A 17,362-nucleotide genomic window follows, 5' to 3' on the forward strand; every position below is an offset into this window, starting at 1 on the left:
GCTGACCACCCATGGTGTGCGCCCACCCTATGGTGTCCCGCCCCGGTCCGGGCCACGGGGACAGAGCTCCACCGCGTACGGCGACGTCGGCCCCCCGGACCGCGAACCGGTCAGGGGGGCCGACGTCGTTCGAACCACCGGATCAGCCGGATCGGCCGGATCGGTCGGCGTCCGCGGTACCGGGAACGGGGTGAATTCCCGGTACCGCCAAGGACGTTGCCGGTCGGCGGCCGGCCTACTGCCCGGCGTACTTCTTGCTGACGGCCTCGTAGACGCCCTTGGCCTCCTTGCCGAGGCGCGGGCCTGCCAGCCAGCCCGCGGTGACCGGGCCGATCGACGTGTTGGAGACCAGGGCGGGCTTGCCGTCCCGGCCCGCCGCGACCCAGCCACCGCCGGAGGAGCCGCCGGTCATCGTGCAGCCGATACGGTGCATCGTCGGTTCGTCCTTGACGACCGAGAGGCGGCCCGGCCTGTCCTTGCACTGGAGCAGCTTCTGACCGTCGAACGGCGGCGCGGCCGGGTATCCGGTCGCCGTCATGTCCGCGATCTCCGCCACCGCCGGGGCGTTGAACTCCACCGGAAGCGCCGAACCGACCGTCTCCTCAAGAGACTTGCCCGTCGCGCCCTTCTCCGGCGTCACATGCAGCACCGCGAAGTCGTACGGAGCGCCCTGTCCGCCGACCGACGCGCCCTCGGCGATCCACTGCTCGGACGTCTGGGCCCACTGGCCCCACCACACGCCGTACGGTGCGATCTTCTCCTTGGGTGCGTTCTGCAGCTCCTCCAGCGACAGGCCGCTGTTGTTGTACGCCGGGACGAAGGCGATGTTGCGGTACCAGCCGCCCTTCTTGCCCGCGTGGACGCAGTGCCCCGCGGTCCACACCATGTTGGACTTGCCGGGGTTCGCGGGATCCTTCACCACGGTCGCCGAGCAGACCATCGAGCCCTCGGGCCCGTCGAAGAGGAGCTTCCCGGATTCCGGGGCGTTGTCGTGGTAGGGCGTCGATACGGCCGCGGCCTCGACCGGGGAGGGCGTCGGGTCCGTCACGCCCTCGTCGCCGGAGATGTCGTTGTCGACCGGCTTCTCCGGGGACTTGTCGGCATCCCGCATCCGGTCCGGGTCCCAGAGGCCCTCGATGATCGGGTTGACGAAGTCCTTGGCCTCACGCAGCCACTTCTCCTTGTTCCAGTTCTTCCACTCGCCGTCCTTCCACTTCTCCGGGTCGATGCCGTGCTCCTTGAGCCGGTTCTTGAGGTCGTCCGGAATCGTGACCTTGCCGTCGGACGACTGACCGGCCGAGCTGCTCGGCGTGACGCCCGCGTTGTCCTCCTCCGGCCCGCAGGCGGTGGCGGTGAGCGCGAGGACGGCGGCGACGGCCGCTGCGGCGAGCACGGGGGAGGGCGTGCGGAGTCGGCGCCTCCCGGGGTGTGCGGCATCGGTCGGGCGAATGGGTCGCATCTGGTGATCCCCCTGGGACTTCGACACTCGTGACTCAGTACTGCACTTCGGGCATGTGGGGCGTCGGGACACTCCCTCCCACCCCGAGTGCGGCCCCCACTATGCCGGTGCCGATGGGGACGGTGCGCGGCAGGGCCGTGGTTCCGCGTCCGCAAGGATCTTCCGATTTACCCGTGATCCCCGGCGATCGGCGTCGTTGGTACGTACGGGGGAGACGGGGACAGCGTTCATCCGCGTAGTTCGCCCGTGGGGCGACGTACTGACGTGCAAGGCAACCGTTATCGCAGGAGGACCTACAGCCGTGGCCGTGACCGAACCAGCTCCGGTGGCACCGCCCTCCGCGCACGAGGGCATTCTCCGACGTCAGTCGCTGCGTGAATCGGCTGCCCGCACCTATGCGCGCTCGCTGCCGATCGTGCCGGTGAGGGCGCGCGGGCTGACCATCGAGGGGGCGGACGGACGGCGCTATCTCGACTGTCTCTCCGGGGCGGGCACGCTGGCACTCGGACACAACCACCCGGTGGTGCTGGAGGCGATCAGGAAGGTCATCGACTCCGGAGCCCCCCTCCATGTGCTCGACCTCGCCACCCCGGTCAAGGACGCCTTCACGACCGAGCTGTTCGCCACCCTGCCGCGGCAGTTCGCCGACAACGCGCGCATCCAGTTCTGTGGCCCCGCGGGCACGGACGCCGTGGAGGCGGCCTTCAAACTGGTCCGCGCCGCGTCCGGACGCACCGGACTGCTGGCCTTCACGGGCGCCTATCACGGTATGACGGCCGGGGCGCTCGCCGCCTCGGGCGGTGCCCCGGACACCAGTGTGACGCGGCTGCCGTTCCCCCAGGACTACCGCTGCCCCTTCGGGATCGGCGGCGAGCGGGGGGCCGACATCGCCGCGCACTGGACCGAGCACCTCCTGGACGACCAGAAGGGCGGCGTCCCCGCCCCCGCCGGGATGATCCTGGAACCGGTCCAGGGCGAAGGCGGGGTGAACCCCGCCCCCGACGGCTGGCTGCGCCGGATGCGGGAGATCACCGCGGCCCGCTCCATCGCGCTGATCGCCGACGAGGTGCAGACCGGCGTCGGCAGGACCGGCGCCTTCTGGGCGGTCGAACACAGCGGCATCGTGCCCGACGTGATGGTGCTCTCCAAGGCGATCGGCGGCTCCCTCCCGCTCGCCGTGATCGTCTACCGGTCCGAACTGGACGTGTGGCAGCCAGGGGCCCACGCCGGTACGTTCCGCGGCAACCAACTCGCCATGGCGGCGGGGGCGGCCACCCTCGCGTACGTACGGAGCAACGGGCTCGCGCAGCACGCCGCGACCCTGGGCGCCCGCATGCTCGCCCGCCTCCGGGGGCTGAGCGCGGATCACCCGAGCATCGGCGACGTCCGGGGGCGCGGCCTGATGATCGGCATCGAACTCGTCGATCCCGAGGCCGCGCCGCTCCCCACCACGACCGGCGGCAGTTCCGCCCCGCCACCACCGGACCCCGTCCTCGCCCGCGCCGTCCAGCAGGAGTGCCTGCGCCGCGGTCTCATCGTCGAACTCGGCGGACGACACGGCGCCGTGGTCCGCCTGCTTCCCCCCCTCACCCTCACCGACGAACAGGCGACGGCGGTCGTCGACCGCCTCGCCGACGCACTGACCGCCGCCGAGCGCTCGCCGAACCGTCGGGCCGCTGCCGGGTCGAACCACTGACCCCGGACACCCCCACAAGGAAGACCGCCGTGAACCCCACCCACGCATCCGAGGCCGACGGCCCTCTGTCCCACCCGCACCGGGGGCAGGACGGCCCGGCCTGCCCCGGCACGGTCGAGGCGGTGACGGTCCCCCGCCAGAAGGCCGCACCCCGCAGAGATCTCCGCACCCCCGCAGGCACTCCCGGCGGCTCCGCACCGGCGGATCTCCTGGACCACCCGGATCCGGTCCGGGCCGCGGACGCGGCGGGCACCGAGAACCTGCTGCGCTGCTGGATCCGGGAGAACGACCTGCCCCGCCCCGACCGCGACACCCTGCGCGTCCCCCTGCCCGCCACCGGCACCGCCCTGCTCGTTCCCGTCCTCTACTGGTCCGCCACCGGAGCACACCGCTTCGGGGCACCGGCCCTGGAGAGCGCACCCGAGCACGGCCCGGCCGTCGACGCCGTCACCGTCGCGGCACTCCTCGGCCGCGAGGCGGGCAGCCACGGGGGCGCCGACCTGGTGGCCAGGGTCGCCGACTCGGTACGCCACACCGCCGACTTCATCGCCCAGCGACGGCGTACCCCGGAAGCTCCCGCCGAGGCCGACCTGTTCCTCACGGCCGAACAGTCCCTCCTGCTGGGACACCCACTGCACCCGACGCCCAAGAGCCGCGAAGGTCTCTCCGAGTCGGAGGCGCGCCTCTACTCACCGGAGCTGCACGGCTCGTTCCCGCTGCACTGGATCGCCGTGGACCGATCGGTGCTGGCCACCGAATCCTCCTGGACCGACAACGGCAGCCCGGTGTCCGCGGAGGCCCTCCTCGCCCCCCACACCGACGGGCTGCGCCTCCCCGGGAACACCGCGGCGCTCCCGCTGCACCCCTGGCAGGCCGCCGAACTGCACCGCCGGCCGGACGTGTCCGCGCTCCGGGACGCGGGGCTCCTCCACGACCTCGGCCGGCACGGTGAACGCTGGCACCCCACCTCCTCCATCCGCACCGTGCACCGGCCCGGCGCGAACCTGATGCTGAAGCTCTCCCTCGGCGTACGCATCACCAACTCCCGTCGCGAGAACCTCCGCAAGGAACTGCACCGCGGCGCCGAGGTCCACCGCCTGCTCGGCACCGGGCTGGCCGCACAGTGGCAACAGGCCCATCCCGGCTTCGACATCGTCCGCGACCCCGCCTGGCTCGCCGTCGACAGCATGGACGGCCTGCCCGTACCCGGCCTCGATGTCATGCTCCGCCACAACCCGTTCGGACCGGACGACGACGCCGTGTGCATCGCCGGACTCACCGCGCAGCGCCCCTGGCCGGGCCGCACCCAGGTGAGCTCCCGGCTCGCGGAGATCGTCTCCCGCCTCGCCACGCGCACCGGGCGGACGACCGGAGCCGTCAGCGCCGAGTGGTTCCTGCGCTACCTCGACCGTGTCGTACGCCCCGTGCTCTGGCTCGACGCCACCGCCGGGGTGGCCCTGGAAGCCCACCAGCAGAACACGCTGGTTCTGCTCGATCCCGAAGGCTGGCCCATCGGAGGCCGCTACCGGGACAACCAGGGCTACTACTTCCGAGAATCCCACCGTGCCGCGCTGGAACAGCGGCTGCCCGGCATCGGCACCGTCAGCGACACCTTCGTCTCCGATCCGGTCACCGACGAGCGCTTCGCCTACTACCTCGGCATCAACAACGTGTTCGGACTCATCGGCTCCTTCGGAGCACAGCAACTCGCCGACGAGCAGCTCCTCCTCGCCGCCTTCCGCCGTTTCCTGGCCGGTGCCGCGGGGATGGGCTCGCCCCTGCCCGCGTACCTCCTTCACACGCGGCAACTGCGCTGCAAGGCGAACCTGCTGACCCGGATGCACGGTCTCGACGAGTTGGTCGGACCCGTCGACACCCAGTCCGTCTATGTCTCCATCGCCAATCCTCTGACCACTTGAGCCATCACGTCCCCGAGCCGTCGCGCCCCTGTGCCACGGGGAAAGCCGACTGACCGACCCAGGAGAGGAGAGCATCACCGTGCCTCCCGCCGATGCGCACCCGGAGCCCGGCCCCACCGCGGCGCCCGCCACCAGCGCCGAGGACACCCTCGACCTGAGGCTCTCCGAAGAACTCCTGGCTCTGTCGGGCGACGACGTGAGAGCGGCCGACGCACGGCCGGCCGCCTCCGATCTGCTCGGGGATCCCGCCACCTGGCGCCCCGTCACCACAGCCAGGGGCGTGTTCCAGCTGGTCCCGGTACGACTGGAGCGCGACCTCGCCGTGCTCAGCCGCTGGATGAACGACCCGGCGGTCGCCGCGTTCTGGGAACTCGCCGGACCCGACGCCGTCACCGCCGAACATCTCGGACCACAGCTCGAAGGCGACGGACGCAGCATCCCCTGTCTGGGCGTGCTCGGCGGCATGCCCATGAGCTACTGGGAGATCTACCGGGCGGACCTGGACCCGCTGGCGCGCCACTATCCGGCCCGGCCTCATGACACCGGCATCCACCTCCTCATCGGAGGCGTGAACAACCGGGGCAGGGGCATCGGCGCCACCCTGCTCCGCACCGTCGCCGACCTCGTACTCGATCACCTTCCCCTGTGCGGACGCGTCGTGGCGGAGCCGGACCTCCGCAATACGCCGTCCGTAGCCGCATTCCTCAGCGCCGGCTTCCGCTTCTCCGCCGAGGTGGAACTCCCCGCCAAGCGCGCCGCCCTGATGATCCGTGACCGAACGCACCGTGCCCAGCTGTGAACAACTCGCCGTATTGCCCAGACCGCTCGAACCCCATCGGTTCCACCCGGAGGAGTCCCTGTGCCGAAATACCCTGCGAGCCATGAATCAGCCGAATCCCACGGCCTGCTCAGGACCCCGGAGCTGAACCGGACGGTCTGGGAGCGGGCGGCAGCCCGGCTGCTCGCCAAGATGCTCGGCGAATTCGCCTACGAAGAGATCATCGAGCCAGTGCAACGGCCCGGGGAGAGTGACACCTACGCGATCCGGCTCGACGACGGCGCAATTCTGAGTTTCCGGGCGGGCCGCGGTGTCTACGGCAGCTGGCGCGTCGTCCCGGATTCGATCCATGTGTGCGAAGGGCCGTCCAGGACCGGGCCTTCCGGCATGCCCCGAGGGCAATCGGCGGGCCGTTCCGGCGAACCACAAGCCCGGACGCGGCCGTTCCGGGATCCGCTCCGGTTCCTCACCCGTGCCCGCGGTCTCCTCGGACTCGACGGTGCCACGCTCGGCCATCTCATCCGTGAGGTCACCACCACGCTGGCGGCCGACTCCCGTCTCGATCACACCGCTCTCACCGCCGACCGCCTGGCCGAGCTCGACTACGCCGAGCTCGAAGGGCACCAGACCGGTCACCCGTGGCTCGTCGCCAACAAAGGGCGCCTCGGTTTCTCCGCGGAGGACACCGCCCGGTTCACCCCGGAGACACGCAGAGCGGTACGTCTGCCCTGGATCGCCGTCAGCACCCGCATCGCGGGATACCGGGGGGTGACGAGACTGGCCACTCCCGAGCGCCTCTACGCCCAGGAACTCGACGCCCCCGTCCGCGCGTCCTTCGTCGCCGAACTCAGCTCGCGCGGCCTCGACCCGGAGGACTATCTGTACCTCCCGGTACACCCTTGGCAGTGGAACGAATGGATCGTTCCGCTCTTCGCCCCGGCCATCGCGGACGGGGACATCGTCGCGCTGCACGCCGACGACGACGCCCGGCTGCCGCAGCAGTCCATCCGTACGTTCTCCAATGTGGGGCGACCCGACCGGCACACGGTCAAACTGCCGCTGTCGATCCTCAACACGCTCGTATGGCGCGGTCTTCCCACGGAGCGCACGCTCGCCGCGCCGGCCGTCACCGCCTGGGTGCAGGGACTGTGCGACGCCGATCCGTTCCTGCGTGACACCTGTCGCATCATTCTTCTCGGCGAGGTCGCTTCCGTGGCCGTCGAGCACCCGCTGTACGACCATCTTCCCGAGGCGCCGTACCAGTTCAAGGAGATCCTCGGCGCGATCTGGCGAGAGCCCCTGCCTCCTCGGCTGGCACCGGGCGAACGCGCCCGCACCCTGGCCTCACTGCTGCACACGGACCCCGACGGCCGCGCGTTCACGGCCGAGCTGGTCGACCGGTCCGGACTGACGCCGACCGTGTGGCTCACCCGGCTGTTCGCCGCTCTGGTGCCGCCTCTGCTGCATTTCCTCTACCGCTACGGAACGGTGTTCTCCCCGCACGGCGAGAACACCATCGTCGTCTTCGACGAACAGGACGTCCCCGTACGACTCGCGATCAAGGACTTCGTCGACGACGTCAATGTCAGTGCCCTGCCGTTGCCGGAGCACGATTCGATGCCCGAGGACGTACGGCGCGTCCTGCTGACCGAGGAACCCTCCTTCCTCACCCAGTTCATCCACTCCGGTCTCTTCATCGGGGTCTTCCGCTATCTGTCCCCCCTGTGCGAGGAACAGCTGGGTGTGCCGGAGAGTGAATTCTGGTCACTTGTCCGGGCGGAGATTCTTCGTCATCACGCCCGGTTTCCCGAGCTCAAGGAACGGTTCGAGACGTTCGACATGCTCACTCCGGAGATCGAGCGCCTCTGTCTCAACCGTAACCGTCTGCATGTGGACGGTTACCGCGACCGGCCTCAGCGTCCGCACGCCGCCATCCACGGCACCGTGCCCAATCCGCTCCACCCCGCCGTGTGAGGCCGGGAGTGATCGCCGTTGTCAGTGGTGCGCCGTAGGGTGGTCGGGCTATGACGAAGCCATCTCTCCCCGAGCTCCTCCATGCCGCCGTCACCGCCGTCGGCGGTTCGGAAAGGCCCGGCCAGGCCGCCATGGCCGAGGCCGTTGCCGAGGCTGTGGACGACCAATCCCATCTCCTCGTCCAGGCCGGTACCGGCACGGGCAAGTCCCTCGGCTATCTGGTGCCCGCGCTGGCGCACGGGGAGCGCGTCGTGGTGGCCACGGCGACTCTCGCGCTCCAACGGCAGCTCGTGGAACGAGACCTTCCGCGTACGGTCGACGCGCTGCATCCGCTGCTGCGCCGCCGTCCCCAGTTCGCGATGCTCAAGGGGCGCTCGAACTACCTCTGTCTGCACCGGCTCCACGAAGGGGTCCCGCAGGACGAGGAGGAGGGGCTCTTCGACCAGTTCGAGGCGGCGGCACCGTCGAGCAAACTGGGACAGGACCTGCTGCGGATGCGGGACTGGTCCGACGAGACGGAGACCGGGGACCGGGACGACCTCACTCCCGGTGTCTCGGACCGGGCCTGGGCGCAGATCTCCGTCTCCTCGCGTGAGTGTCTGGGCGCGACCAAGTGCGCGTACGGCGCGGAGTGCTTCGCGGAGATGGCCCGGGAGCGCGCCAAACTCGCCGACGTGGTCGTCACCAACCACGCGTTGCTGGCGATCGATGCCATCGAGGGTGCTCCCGTGCTCCCGCAGCACGAGGTGCTGATCGTCGACGAGGCCCACGAGCTGGTCTCCCGGGTCACCGGCGTCGCCACCGGTGAGCTCACTCCGGGGCAGGTGAACCGCGCGGTCCGCCGCGCGGCGAAGCTGGTCAACGAGAAGGCCGCCGATGCCCTGCAGACCGCGTCGGAGGGGTTCGAGCGGGTCATGGAGCTGGCGCTTCCCGGCCGCCTGGAGGAGGTGCCCGAGGATCTGGGGTACGCCCTGATGGCGTTGCGCGACGCCGCGCGCACGGTGATCTCCGCTCTGGGCGCCACCCGGGACAAGTCGGTCCAGGACGAGGACGCGGTCCGTAAGCAGGCCATGGCCTCGGTCGAGTCGGTCCACAGTGTCGCCGAGCGGATCACACAGGGCTCGGAGTACGACGTCGTCTGGTACGAACGACACGACCGCTTCGGGGCCTCCGTGCGCGTCGCACCGCTCTCCGTCTCCGGCCTGCTGCGCGAGAAGCTGTTCGCCGAACGCTCCGTCGTCCTGACCTCCGCGACGCTGAAGCTGGGCGGGGACTTCAACGGGGTGGGGGCTTCGCTGGGGCTCGCCCCGGAAGGCACCGCGGGCGACAACGTCCCCCAGTGGAAGGGCCTGGACGTCGGGTCGCCGTTCGACTATCCGAAGCAGGGCATCCTCTACGTCGCCCGGCATCTGGCCACGCCAGGACGGGAGGGATCCCGTACGGACATGCTGGACGAGCTCGCCGAACTGGTGGAGGCGGCAGGCGGCCGGACTCTGGGTCTGTTCTCCTCCATGCGAGCGGCTCAGGCGGCGGCCGAGGAACTGCGGGGCCGGCTGGACAAGCCGATTCTGTTGCAGGGTGAGGAGACGCTCGGCGAGCTGATCAAGAACTTCGCCGCCGATCCGGAGACCTGTCTCTTCGGCACCCTGTCGCTGTGGCAGGGCGTCGATGTGCCCGGGGCGAGCTGCCAGCTCGTGATCATGGACAGGATTCCGTTCCCCCGGCCCGACGATCCGCTGATGAGCGCCCGCCAGAAGGCCGTCGAGGAGGCGGGCGGCAACGGGTTCATGGCGGTCGCGGCGACCCATGCCGCGCTGCTGATGGCCCAGGGTGCCGGTCGGCTCGTGCGGGCCACGGGCGACAAGGGAGTCGTCGCCGTGCTGGACCCCCGGCTGGCCAATGCTCGATACGGGAGCTATCTGCGCGCTTCACTGCCTGACTTCTGGTACACGACCGACCGTAACCAGGCCCGACGCTCACTGGCGTCCATCGACGCGGCGGCCAAGGCCGACGGGAAGTAGGCAGGGGAGTGGGCCGCTCGCATGCTGCAACAGTCGGGGCATGCGGCGGCGTCGGCCATCGGGTGACACAGCAGGACCCCGGGATCGGCGCAGTGAATCCCGGGGCCCGGTCGGAATCGGCGGGTTTCACACCCGCCGCAGCACCGCGACGACCTTGCCGAGGATGGTCGCCTCGTCGCCGGGGATCGGCTGATACGCGGCGTTGTGCGGGAGCAGCCACACATGGCCGTCCTCGCGCCGGAAACGCTTGACGGTCGCCTCGCCGTCCAGCATCGCGGCCACGATGTCCCCGTTCTCGGCGACGGGCTGGCGCCGTACGGTGACCCAGTCGCCGTCGCAGATCGCCGCTTCGATCATCGAGTCACCGACGACCTTCAGGACGAACAGCTCTCCGTCGCCGACCAGCTGGCGGGGGAGCGGGAAGACGTCCTCGACGGACTCCTCCGCGAGGATCGGCCCACCGGCGGCGATCCGGCCCACCAGTGGCACATAGGAAGCGGCGGGCTTGCCCGTGGTGTCCGTCTGCTGGGTGCTGGGCTGATCGGATCCACGGACTTCATAGGCGCGCGGGCGGTGCGGATCGCGCCGCAGAAAGCCCTTGCGCTCCAGGGCCATCAGCTGATGGGCGACGGAAGAGGTGCTGGACAGTCCCACCGCCTGACCGATTTCCCGCATCGACGGCGGGTATCCGCGGCGCTGCACGGAATCCCGAATTACCTCGATCACCCGCCGTTGCCGATCCGTGAGCCCAGAACTGTCCGCACGGATTCCTGGGGGCCGGCCGGGCAATGAGCGCGCAGGGCGCGCGGGCTCTGGTCCCTCCGTGTTCGTGACTGAGTCATTCATTGCATGCACCGGCTCAAGTCGGCTCTGGGAGCGGTGGTCCTGGGCAGTGATGGTGGCACTGTCTGCGGTGGTGGTCACGTCGGCCCCTCTCGAATGTTCTCCCTAGTTGGACAACGGTAGTAGCTTTCGAAAGGTTGCGCCAAACACACGTTCGAGTGAAAAACGAATAAAGGCCTGTCGCGGCATTACGGCCAGGTGTATGAGCGGGACATGGAGTGACCGGCAATTCGGTTCATTACGGTAGCGTCCCCGGGCGCCTCCGGAGCGTACGGGGTGGCTCGCGGGGGTGTCGCTCCAGGGTGCCGACCGGTGCCCCGGCGTCTCGGCGACAGCGTGTTTCCCGTACCCTCATGCCTGGCTCGCCCCGCCTTCGGGCCGCCCCGGGCGTACGACACGCGCTGGGGCAGAAAACGCGGCCAAACCCTAGATCTAGTGGTTGGATTACTCCAGCCGCCCAGAAGTTGTGGTCCGGGTTCATCGGGCTCGTGGCGATCGCCTATGCTTGAGCTTGCTTCGAAGGGTCCGCGACGGACCTGAAGAGGCTATTCAGTCGTGCTGTGAAGGAGGGTTGGGAGCCATGCACTGCCCCTTCTGCAGGCACCCCGACAGCCGGGTCGTCGACAGTCGCACCACCGACGACGGCACGTCGATCCGTCGGCGCCGCCAGTGCCCCGACTGCTCCCGCCGCTTCACGACGGTGGAGACGTGCTCGCTGATGGTGGTCAAGCGCAGTGGCGTGACCGAACCCTTCAGTCGCACCAAGGTCATCTCCGGCGTGCGCAAGGCATGCCAGGGGCGGCCCGTAACGGAGGATGCCCTCGCCAAGCTCGGCCAGCGGGTCGAGGAGGCGGTGCGTGCCACCGGAAGTGCCGAGCTGACCACCCATGACGTGGGTCTGGCCATACTCGGTCCCCTGCAGGAACTCGACCTCGTCGCCTACCTGCGCTTCGCGTCCGTGTACCGGGCGTTCAATTCACTCGAAGACTTCGAGGCCGCCATCGTGGAATTGCGCGAGCGGCAGCCCCTCGTGGAGGACGGCGGGAGCCGGGAGACCGTTGAGGTCCCGGCGCCCGCCATTGCCGCCGACTGAGCGGTACCCGCTCGTCCCGTCCGGCAGTGGGCTGCCGGACGGCGACAGGGCAGTACAAGACCTGTTCGCGGATGCCGTACGCGGCGTCCGGAGCATCAGACACACACTGTGTCCCGGGAAGAACTGGGCACTTCAGGGCGTTTTTGCCCACATATGGGAGGCGGCATGACAGAGACGGCGAGCGGCCCGGCACGAGGTTCCCGCACCAAGGGCACCAAGTCGACCAAGGGTCTGCGTATCGAGCGCATCCACACCACCCCCGGCGTGCATCCGTACGACGAGGTGGCGTGGGAGCGCCGTGACGTCGTCATGACCAATTGGCGCGACGGCTCGATCAACTTCGAGCAGCGTGGCGTCGAGTTCCCCGACTTCTGGTCGGTGAACGCGGTCAACATCGTCACCAGCAAGTACTTCCGTGGGGCTGTCGGCACGCCGCAGCGCGAGACCGGTCTGCGACAGCTGATCGACCGGATCGTGAAGACGTACCGGAAGGCCGGCGAGGAGTACAGCTACTTCGCCTCTCCCGCGGATGCCGAGATCTTCGAGCACGAGCTGGCGTACGCCCTCCTGCACCAGATCTTCAGCTTCAACTCGCCTGTCTGGTTCAACGTCGGAACCCCGCAGCCGCAGCAGGTCTCCGCGTGCTTCATCCTGGCCGTCGACGACTCCATGGAGTCGATCCTCGACTGGTACAAGGAAGAGGGCATGATCTTCAAGGGCGGCTCGGGCGCCGGCCTGAACCTCTCCCGTATCCGTTCCTCCAAGGAACTGCTCTCCTCCGGCGGTAACGCCTCCGGCCCGGTCTCCTTCATGCGGGGTGCCGACGCCTCCGCCGGAACCATCAAGTCCGGTGGCGCCACGCGCCGCGCGGCCAAGATGGTCATCCTCGATGTCGATCACCCGGACATCGAGAACTTCATCGAGACCAAGGTGAAGGAGGAGGAGAAGATCCGCGCCCTGCGCGACGCGGGCTTCGACATGGACCTGGGCGGCGACGACATCACGTCCGTCCAGTACCAGAACGCCAACAACTCGGTCCGGGTGAACGACGAGTTCATGAAGGCCGTCGAGTCCGGCGGCAAGTTCGGGCTGCGCGCCCGGATGACCGGTGACGTCATCGAAGAGGTCGAGGCCAAGTCCCTCTTCCGCAAGATGGCCGAGGCCGCCTGGGCCTGTGCCGACCCCGGCATCCAGTACGACGACACGATCAATCAGTGGCACACCTGCCCGGAGTCCGGCCGGATCAATGGCTCGAACCCCTGCAGCGAGTACATGCACCTGGACAACACCTCGTGCAACCTCGCCTCGCTGAACCTGATGAAGTTCCTCAAGGACGACGGCGAGGGCCACCAGTCCTTCGAGTCCGAGCGCTTCGCCCAGGTCGTCGAGCTGGTCATCACCGCGATGGACATCTCGATCTGCTTCGCGGACTTCCCGACGCAGAAGATCGGCGAGAACACCCGCGCCTACCGTCAGCTGGGCATCGGCTACGCCAACCTCGGCGCACTGCTGATGGCGACCGGCCACGCGTACGACAGTGACGGCGGCCGCGCGCTCGCCGGTGCCATCACGTCGCTGATGACCAGCACCTCGTACAAGCGTTCCGCCGAGCTCGCCGCGGTCGTCGGCGCGTACGACGGCTACGCCCGCAACGCAGAGCCGCACCAGCGCGTCATGCGGCAGCACTCCGACGCCAACGCCAAGGCCGTCCACGTGGACGACCTGGACGCGCCGATCTGGGCCGCCGCCACGGAGGCCTGGCAGGACGTGATCCGCCTCGGCGCGAAGAACGGTTTCCGCAACGCCCAGGCGTCGGTCATCGCGCCCACCGGCACCATCGGTCTCGCGATGTCCTGCGACACCACCGGGCTGGAGCCGGACCTCGCTCTGGTGAAGTTCAAGAAGCTGGTCGGCGGCGGCTCGATGCAGATCGTCAACGGCACCGTGCCGCAGGCGCTGCGCCGTCTCGGCTACCAGCCGGAGCAGATCGAGGCGATCGTCGCCCACATCGCCGACCACGGCAATGTGATCGACGCCCCCGGTCTGAAGACCGACCACTACGAGGTCTTCGACTGCGCGATGGGCGAGCGTTCCATCTCCGCGATGGGCCACGTCCGGATGATGGCGGCCATCCAGCCGTGGATCTCCGGCGCGCTCTCCAAGACGGTGAACCTGCCGGAGACGGCCACCGTCGAGGATGTCGAAGAGGTCTACTTCGAGGCGTGGAAGATGGGCGTCAAGGCGCTCGCGATCTACCGCGACAACTGCAAGGTCGGCCAGCCCCTCTCCGCCAAGACCAAGGAGAAGGAGAAGGAGGCGGTCACCGCCAAGGCCGAGGACACCATCCGCACCGCGGTGGAGAAGGTCGTCGAGTACCGCCCGGTTCGCAAGCGCCTTCCCAAGGGGCGTCCGGGCATCACCACCTCCTTCACCGTGGGTGGCGCCGAGGGCTACATGACCGCCAACTCCTACCCGGACGACGGTCTCGGCGAGGTCTTCCTCAAGATGTCCAAGCAGGGTTCGACCCTCGCGGGCATGATGGACGCCTTCTCCATCGCCGTCTCGGTCGGTCTGCAGTACGGCGTTCCGCTGGAGACGTACGTCTCGAAGTTCACGAACATGCGCTTCGAGCCGGCCGGTATGACGGATGACCCGGACGTGCGGATGGCACAGTCGATCGTCGACTACATCTTCCGCCGCCTGGCGCTCGACTTCCTGCCCTTCGAGACCCGTTCGGCGCTCGGCATCCACTCGGCCGAGGAGCGCCAGCGTCACCTCGACACGGGTTCGTACGAGCCGTCCTTCGAGGACGGCGAACTGGACGTCGAGAGCCTGGCCCAGTCCGCTCCGCTTCACGTGGAGCCGTTGAAGGCGGTGGCGGCTCCGGTGGAGACCGCTGAGAAGCCCGCCCCGAAGACGGCGCACACCTCGGCCGAACTGGTCGAGATGCAGCTCGGCATCAGCGCCGACGCACCGCTCTGCTTCTCCTGCGGTACGAAGATGCAGCGCGCGGGCTCCTGCTACATCTGCGAGGGCTGCGGCTCCACCAGCGGCTGCAGCTGATACCGGGCGGGGGTGCGTGGGATGTGGCATCCGACGTAGCCCGCACGGGTAGCTGACCAGCGGCTCACGAAGGGGACCGGCCAGAGGCCGGTCCCCTTCGTCGTACTGGGACCGGCCTTCTGCAACGCGTTCGCTGGACGGCCGGGCCCGGCGGCAGAGGGCCCGTCTCCTGGATGAGGAGGGGGAGCCGCGCCGCAGCGGACCACTGAACGCGGGCACGTGAGCGGCGTTCGACGGTTCGCTGTCCGGTGTTGGCCGGAATTCGACCATGGATGCGCAGGCGACCGGGGCGGCCGTCGCCTACGGGGCCCTCCGCCTCCGGGGCGCACGGGACCGCCGGTGAGCGGTGCGGCGGCCGATGACCGGAATCATCGGGGCCGCACCGAGGACATGTGGTCGGCGCGGCGCCGGATCATGTTCCCGGGGTTCGGTTTCCCATCACCGCGGCGAACGAATCGGGGTCACCGTCGAAGCCGCGTACGGCCGCCTGGAACACCCAGACTCCTGAGCCGTCCCGGACGAACTCGGCGACGACCGCCGCAGTGGCCGCCGAGACGCCGGAGAAGTCGTTCTCGGAGAGGGTGGTGTAGCCCTCGCGGATCTGCACCCCGGTGCGCTGTATGTCGCCGAATGTCTTGTGGCCGTTGCGCTGTTGGATGGCGATGCCCACGACCACCCGCCCGTACGTCGTCGCCAGCCGGTCCAGCTCGATGGTCATGGCTTCGTCGAAGCCGAGGCCCTGGCCCGTCCTGCTGTCCCGGTTCAGGGTGATGGTGCCGTCCGGTGAGCGGCTGTCGAAGTGCACCAGGTACGAGGGGCTGCCGTAGGGCTCTTCGGTCGTGTACGTGGCGGCGATGATGTCGAGGTCATTGGCCGGTTCGCCGCTGTCGCTGGGGTCCCATTTCAGCCGTACTTCGACCTTCTCGATGTCCTTGTTAGGAGTGCTCACAGGACTTCCCTCCTGGCAGTCGGGCCGACGGGCCGCTCTCATCACCCGATCATGTACGTAACTGTCCATGGAACCAACTGCCTTGGCGTCGGGCGACGGATTCGGGCCACCCATGCCGACCGCGGCGGTGCGCTCTTCACGTTCTCGCCGTGGCCGCCGGCCGCGGCGAGGCTGTCGGACACGTCGATTCGGGCAAGCGTTTCCCCGCTGGTGACCCACGACACGTTCGGCCCCGTACGATGGCGCGGTGCTGGTCAAGTGGATTCGCTGCACCGTGGTCGACCGTCATGGCTTCGAGCGGGGGCAGCGAAAGTGGGCGGGGCTGCTCGGTGAGCCGGGATTCAGGGGACAGAGCGGCGGGTGGAGCCGAGGACGCCCCGAGGTCGCCCATGTGTTCGCGTTCTGGGAGAACCGTGTCTTCTACGACTCCTTCATGGCTCGTGGGCACGACCGACTGGCCGCCGCGCAGTCCGGTATGTACCGGGATATGCAGGTGAAGCTCTTCGAGCACCGGCTCGATGTGAAGACCGGCTTTGAGCCGCACTTCGCGGACGCGGACGTCGTCAGAGTGGCCCACAGTCAGGTGCACGAGGACCGTGTCGAGCACTTCGCCCTCATGCAGGAGAGGGTGTGGAATCCGGCGATGGCCGGGTCGCCCGGGATGTTGCGTGGCGTGTTCGGAGAAGCTCCGGGGCACGAGTTCCTGGTGCTGTCGATGTGGCAGTCGAGCGCCGAGCGCGGCAAGTACCGGGCGGCGAGCGCCGAAAGGCTCTCCGTGCGGGCGCAGACCGAGACGGATGTCGCCGCGCTGACCGGGGACGTGGTGGAGCTCGAACCGTCCTGGACGGTGTGATCAGCCGTTTGGGGCGGGAGTTCCGGTGGCCGTGCCGTCAGTGGTGGGCGTCGGCCGCGTCGGCCCCGTGAACACCCCGGCCAGGGCAGCCGCCAGGGCGGCGTCCGCCGCCTGGTCCGCGAGGCCCTCGTCGACCGGCTCGCGGGTGATGAACAACCGCAGGAACAGCGGCGCGGACGCCGCCCGTATGAGCGCGCCCGCATCCGTGCCGTGAGGAATCTCGTCGCGCTCGACGGCGCGCAGGACCACTTCTTCGCAGCGCCCGAACCGCTCGGAGTAGAAGGCGCGCAGCGCGTTTGCCGCCCGCGGCGACTGGAACGCGGCGGCGATGAACGCGGTCGGTGCGGCGGCCTGGGCGGGGTCGCGGAAGGAGTCGGCGGTCTCGCGCAGGAGTGCGCGCAGATCCCCCCGCAGGCTGCCCGTGTCGGGCGGCGTCCAGCTGTCCTCGCCTGCCAGTTCGAGGGCGTCGACGACCAGTCCTTCGACGTTTCCCCAGCGGCGGTACAAGGTCGTCTTGTGCACGCCCGAGTGCTCGGCGACGTATTCGACGGAGAGTCCGGGGAAGCCCTGCTCGGCCAGGCCCGTGAGTACCGCGTCGCGAACGGCGGCTCGGGTGCGGGCGGTGCGCCCACCGGGGCGCCGGCTGCCGGGCGCGGGGTCTGAATCGACCGCCCTCGGGGCGGCCTTCTCGTCACTCAATTGCTACTCCCGTTG

12 protein-coding genes are annotated in these 17,362 nt (G+C 69.2%); 8 read left to right on the forward strand and 4 right to left on the reverse strand.

The genetic code is table 11. The features are described 5' to 3' along the window. Positions 1–235 precede the first annotated feature (235 nt). Positions 236–1,459 carry a trypsin-like serine peptidase gene (locus OG251_RS30300; protein WP_326680072.1) on the reverse strand — a complete coding sequence of 408 codons (1,224 nt, stop codon included), beginning with the start codon at positions 1,457–1,459 and terminating at the stop codon, positions 236–238. A gap of 301 nt (positions 1,460–1,760) precedes the next feature. On the opposite strand from OG251_RS30300, the gene OG251_RS30305 reads away from it, so the two are divergent. The 5 genes from OG251_RS30305 to OG251_RS30325 all read left to right on the forward strand — a co-directional run bounded on the left by OG251_RS30305 (position 1,761) and on the right by OG251_RS30325 (position 9,847). Further along, positions 1,761–3,155, forward strand: coding sequence for a diaminobutyrate--2-oxoglutarate transaminase family protein (locus tag OG251_RS30305; RefSeq protein WP_326680073.1), 1,395 nt, complete (start codon positions 1,761–1,763; stop codon positions 3,153–3,155). Between the two features lie 29 nt (positions 3,156–3,184). Next, positions 3,185–5,074 carry an IucA/IucC family protein gene (locus OG251_RS30310; RefSeq protein ID WP_326680074.1) on the forward strand — a complete coding sequence of 630 codons (1,890 nt, stop codon included), beginning with the start codon at positions 3,185–3,187 and terminating at the stop codon, positions 5,072–5,074. A gap of 79 nt (positions 5,075–5,153) precedes the next feature. Further along, on the forward strand, positions 5,154–5,873 hold the full coding sequence (locus OG251_RS30315; RefSeq protein WP_326680075.1) for a GNAT family N-acetyltransferase: 720 nt from the start codon (positions 5,154–5,156) through the stop codon (positions 5,871–5,873). 60 nt (positions 5,874–5,933) lie between these two features. Continuing rightward, positions 5,934–7,826, forward strand: a complete 1,893-nt coding sequence (locus OG251_RS30320; RefSeq protein WP_326680076.1) for an IucA/IucC family protein — start codon at positions 5,934–5,936, stop codon at positions 7,824–7,826. A 50-nt stretch (positions 7,827–7,876) separates the two neighbouring features. Further along, complete coding sequence (locus OG251_RS30325) at positions 7,877–9,847, forward strand: ATP-dependent DNA helicase (protein ID WP_326680077.1); 1,971 nt, start codon at positions 7,877–7,879, stop codon at positions 9,845–9,847. A 126-nt stretch (positions 9,848–9,973) separates the two neighbouring features. Here OG251_RS30325 and lexA read toward each other — a convergent pair whose 3' ends face one another. Beyond that, complete coding sequence (gene lexA, locus OG251_RS30330; RefSeq protein WP_073721923.1) at positions 9,974–10,771, reverse strand: transcriptional repressor LexA; 798 nt, start codon at positions 10,769–10,771, stop codon at positions 9,974–9,976. Between the two features lie 499 nt (positions 10,772–11,270). Between lexA and nrdR the strand changes: the two genes are divergently transcribed. Then, complete coding sequence (gene nrdR, locus OG251_RS30335; RefSeq protein ID WP_326680078.1) at positions 11,271–11,783, forward strand: transcriptional regulator NrdR; 513 nt, start codon at positions 11,271–11,273, stop codon at positions 11,781–11,783. Between the two features lie 165 nt (positions 11,784–11,948). After that, entirely contained in the window at positions 11,949–14,846 is a 2,898-nt protein-coding gene (locus tag OG251_RS30340; protein ID WP_326680079.1) for a vitamin B12-dependent ribonucleotide reductase, read from the forward strand. A gap of 412 nt (positions 14,847–15,258) precedes the next feature. Here OG251_RS30340 and OG251_RS30345 read toward each other — a convergent pair whose 3' ends face one another. After that, positions 15,259–15,795, reverse strand: a complete 537-nt coding sequence (locus OG251_RS30345; RefSeq protein ID WP_326680080.1) for a TerD family protein — start codon at positions 15,793–15,795, stop codon at positions 15,259–15,261. 247 nt (positions 15,796–16,042) lie between these two features. On the opposite strand from OG251_RS30345, the gene OG251_RS30350 reads away from it, so the two are divergent. Continuing rightward, positions 16,043–16,648, forward strand: a complete 606-nt coding sequence (locus tag OG251_RS30350) for a YdbC family protein (RefSeq protein WP_326680081.1) — start codon at positions 16,043–16,045, stop codon at positions 16,646–16,648. Here OG251_RS30350 and OG251_RS30355 read toward each other — a convergent pair whose 3' ends face one another. Further along, on the reverse strand, positions 16,649–17,347 hold the full coding sequence (locus tag OG251_RS30355) for a TetR/AcrR family transcriptional regulator (RefSeq protein ID WP_326680082.1): 699 nt from the start codon (positions 17,345–17,347) through the stop codon (positions 16,649–16,651). Positions 17,348–17,362 lie beyond the last annotated feature (15 nt).

The sequence above is a fragment of the Streptomyces sp. NBC_01237 genome, assembly GCF_035917275.1.
Classification (GTDB): domain Bacteria; phylum Actinomycetota; class Actinomycetes; order Streptomycetales; family Streptomycetaceae; genus Streptomyces.

What these genes read in the sequence shown, in the direction of transcription:
- OG251_RS30325 (WP_326680077.1), top strand. Translation starts at nt 7,877, where the DNA reads ATGACGAAGCCATCTCTCCCCGAGCTCCTCCATGCCGCCGTCACCGCC.
- OG251_RS30340 (WP_326680079.1), top strand. Translation starts at nt 11,949, where the DNA reads ATGACAGAGACGGCGAGCGGCCCGGCACGAGGTTCCCGCACCAAGGGC.
- OG251_RS30300 (WP_326680072.1), bottom strand. Translation starts at nt 1,459, where the DNA reads ATGCGACCCATTCGCCCGACCGATGCCGCACACCCCGGGAGGCGCCGA.
- nrdR (WP_326680078.1), top strand. Translation starts at nt 11,271, where the DNA reads ATGCACTGCCCCTTCTGCAGGCACCCCGACAGCCGGGTCGTCGACAGT.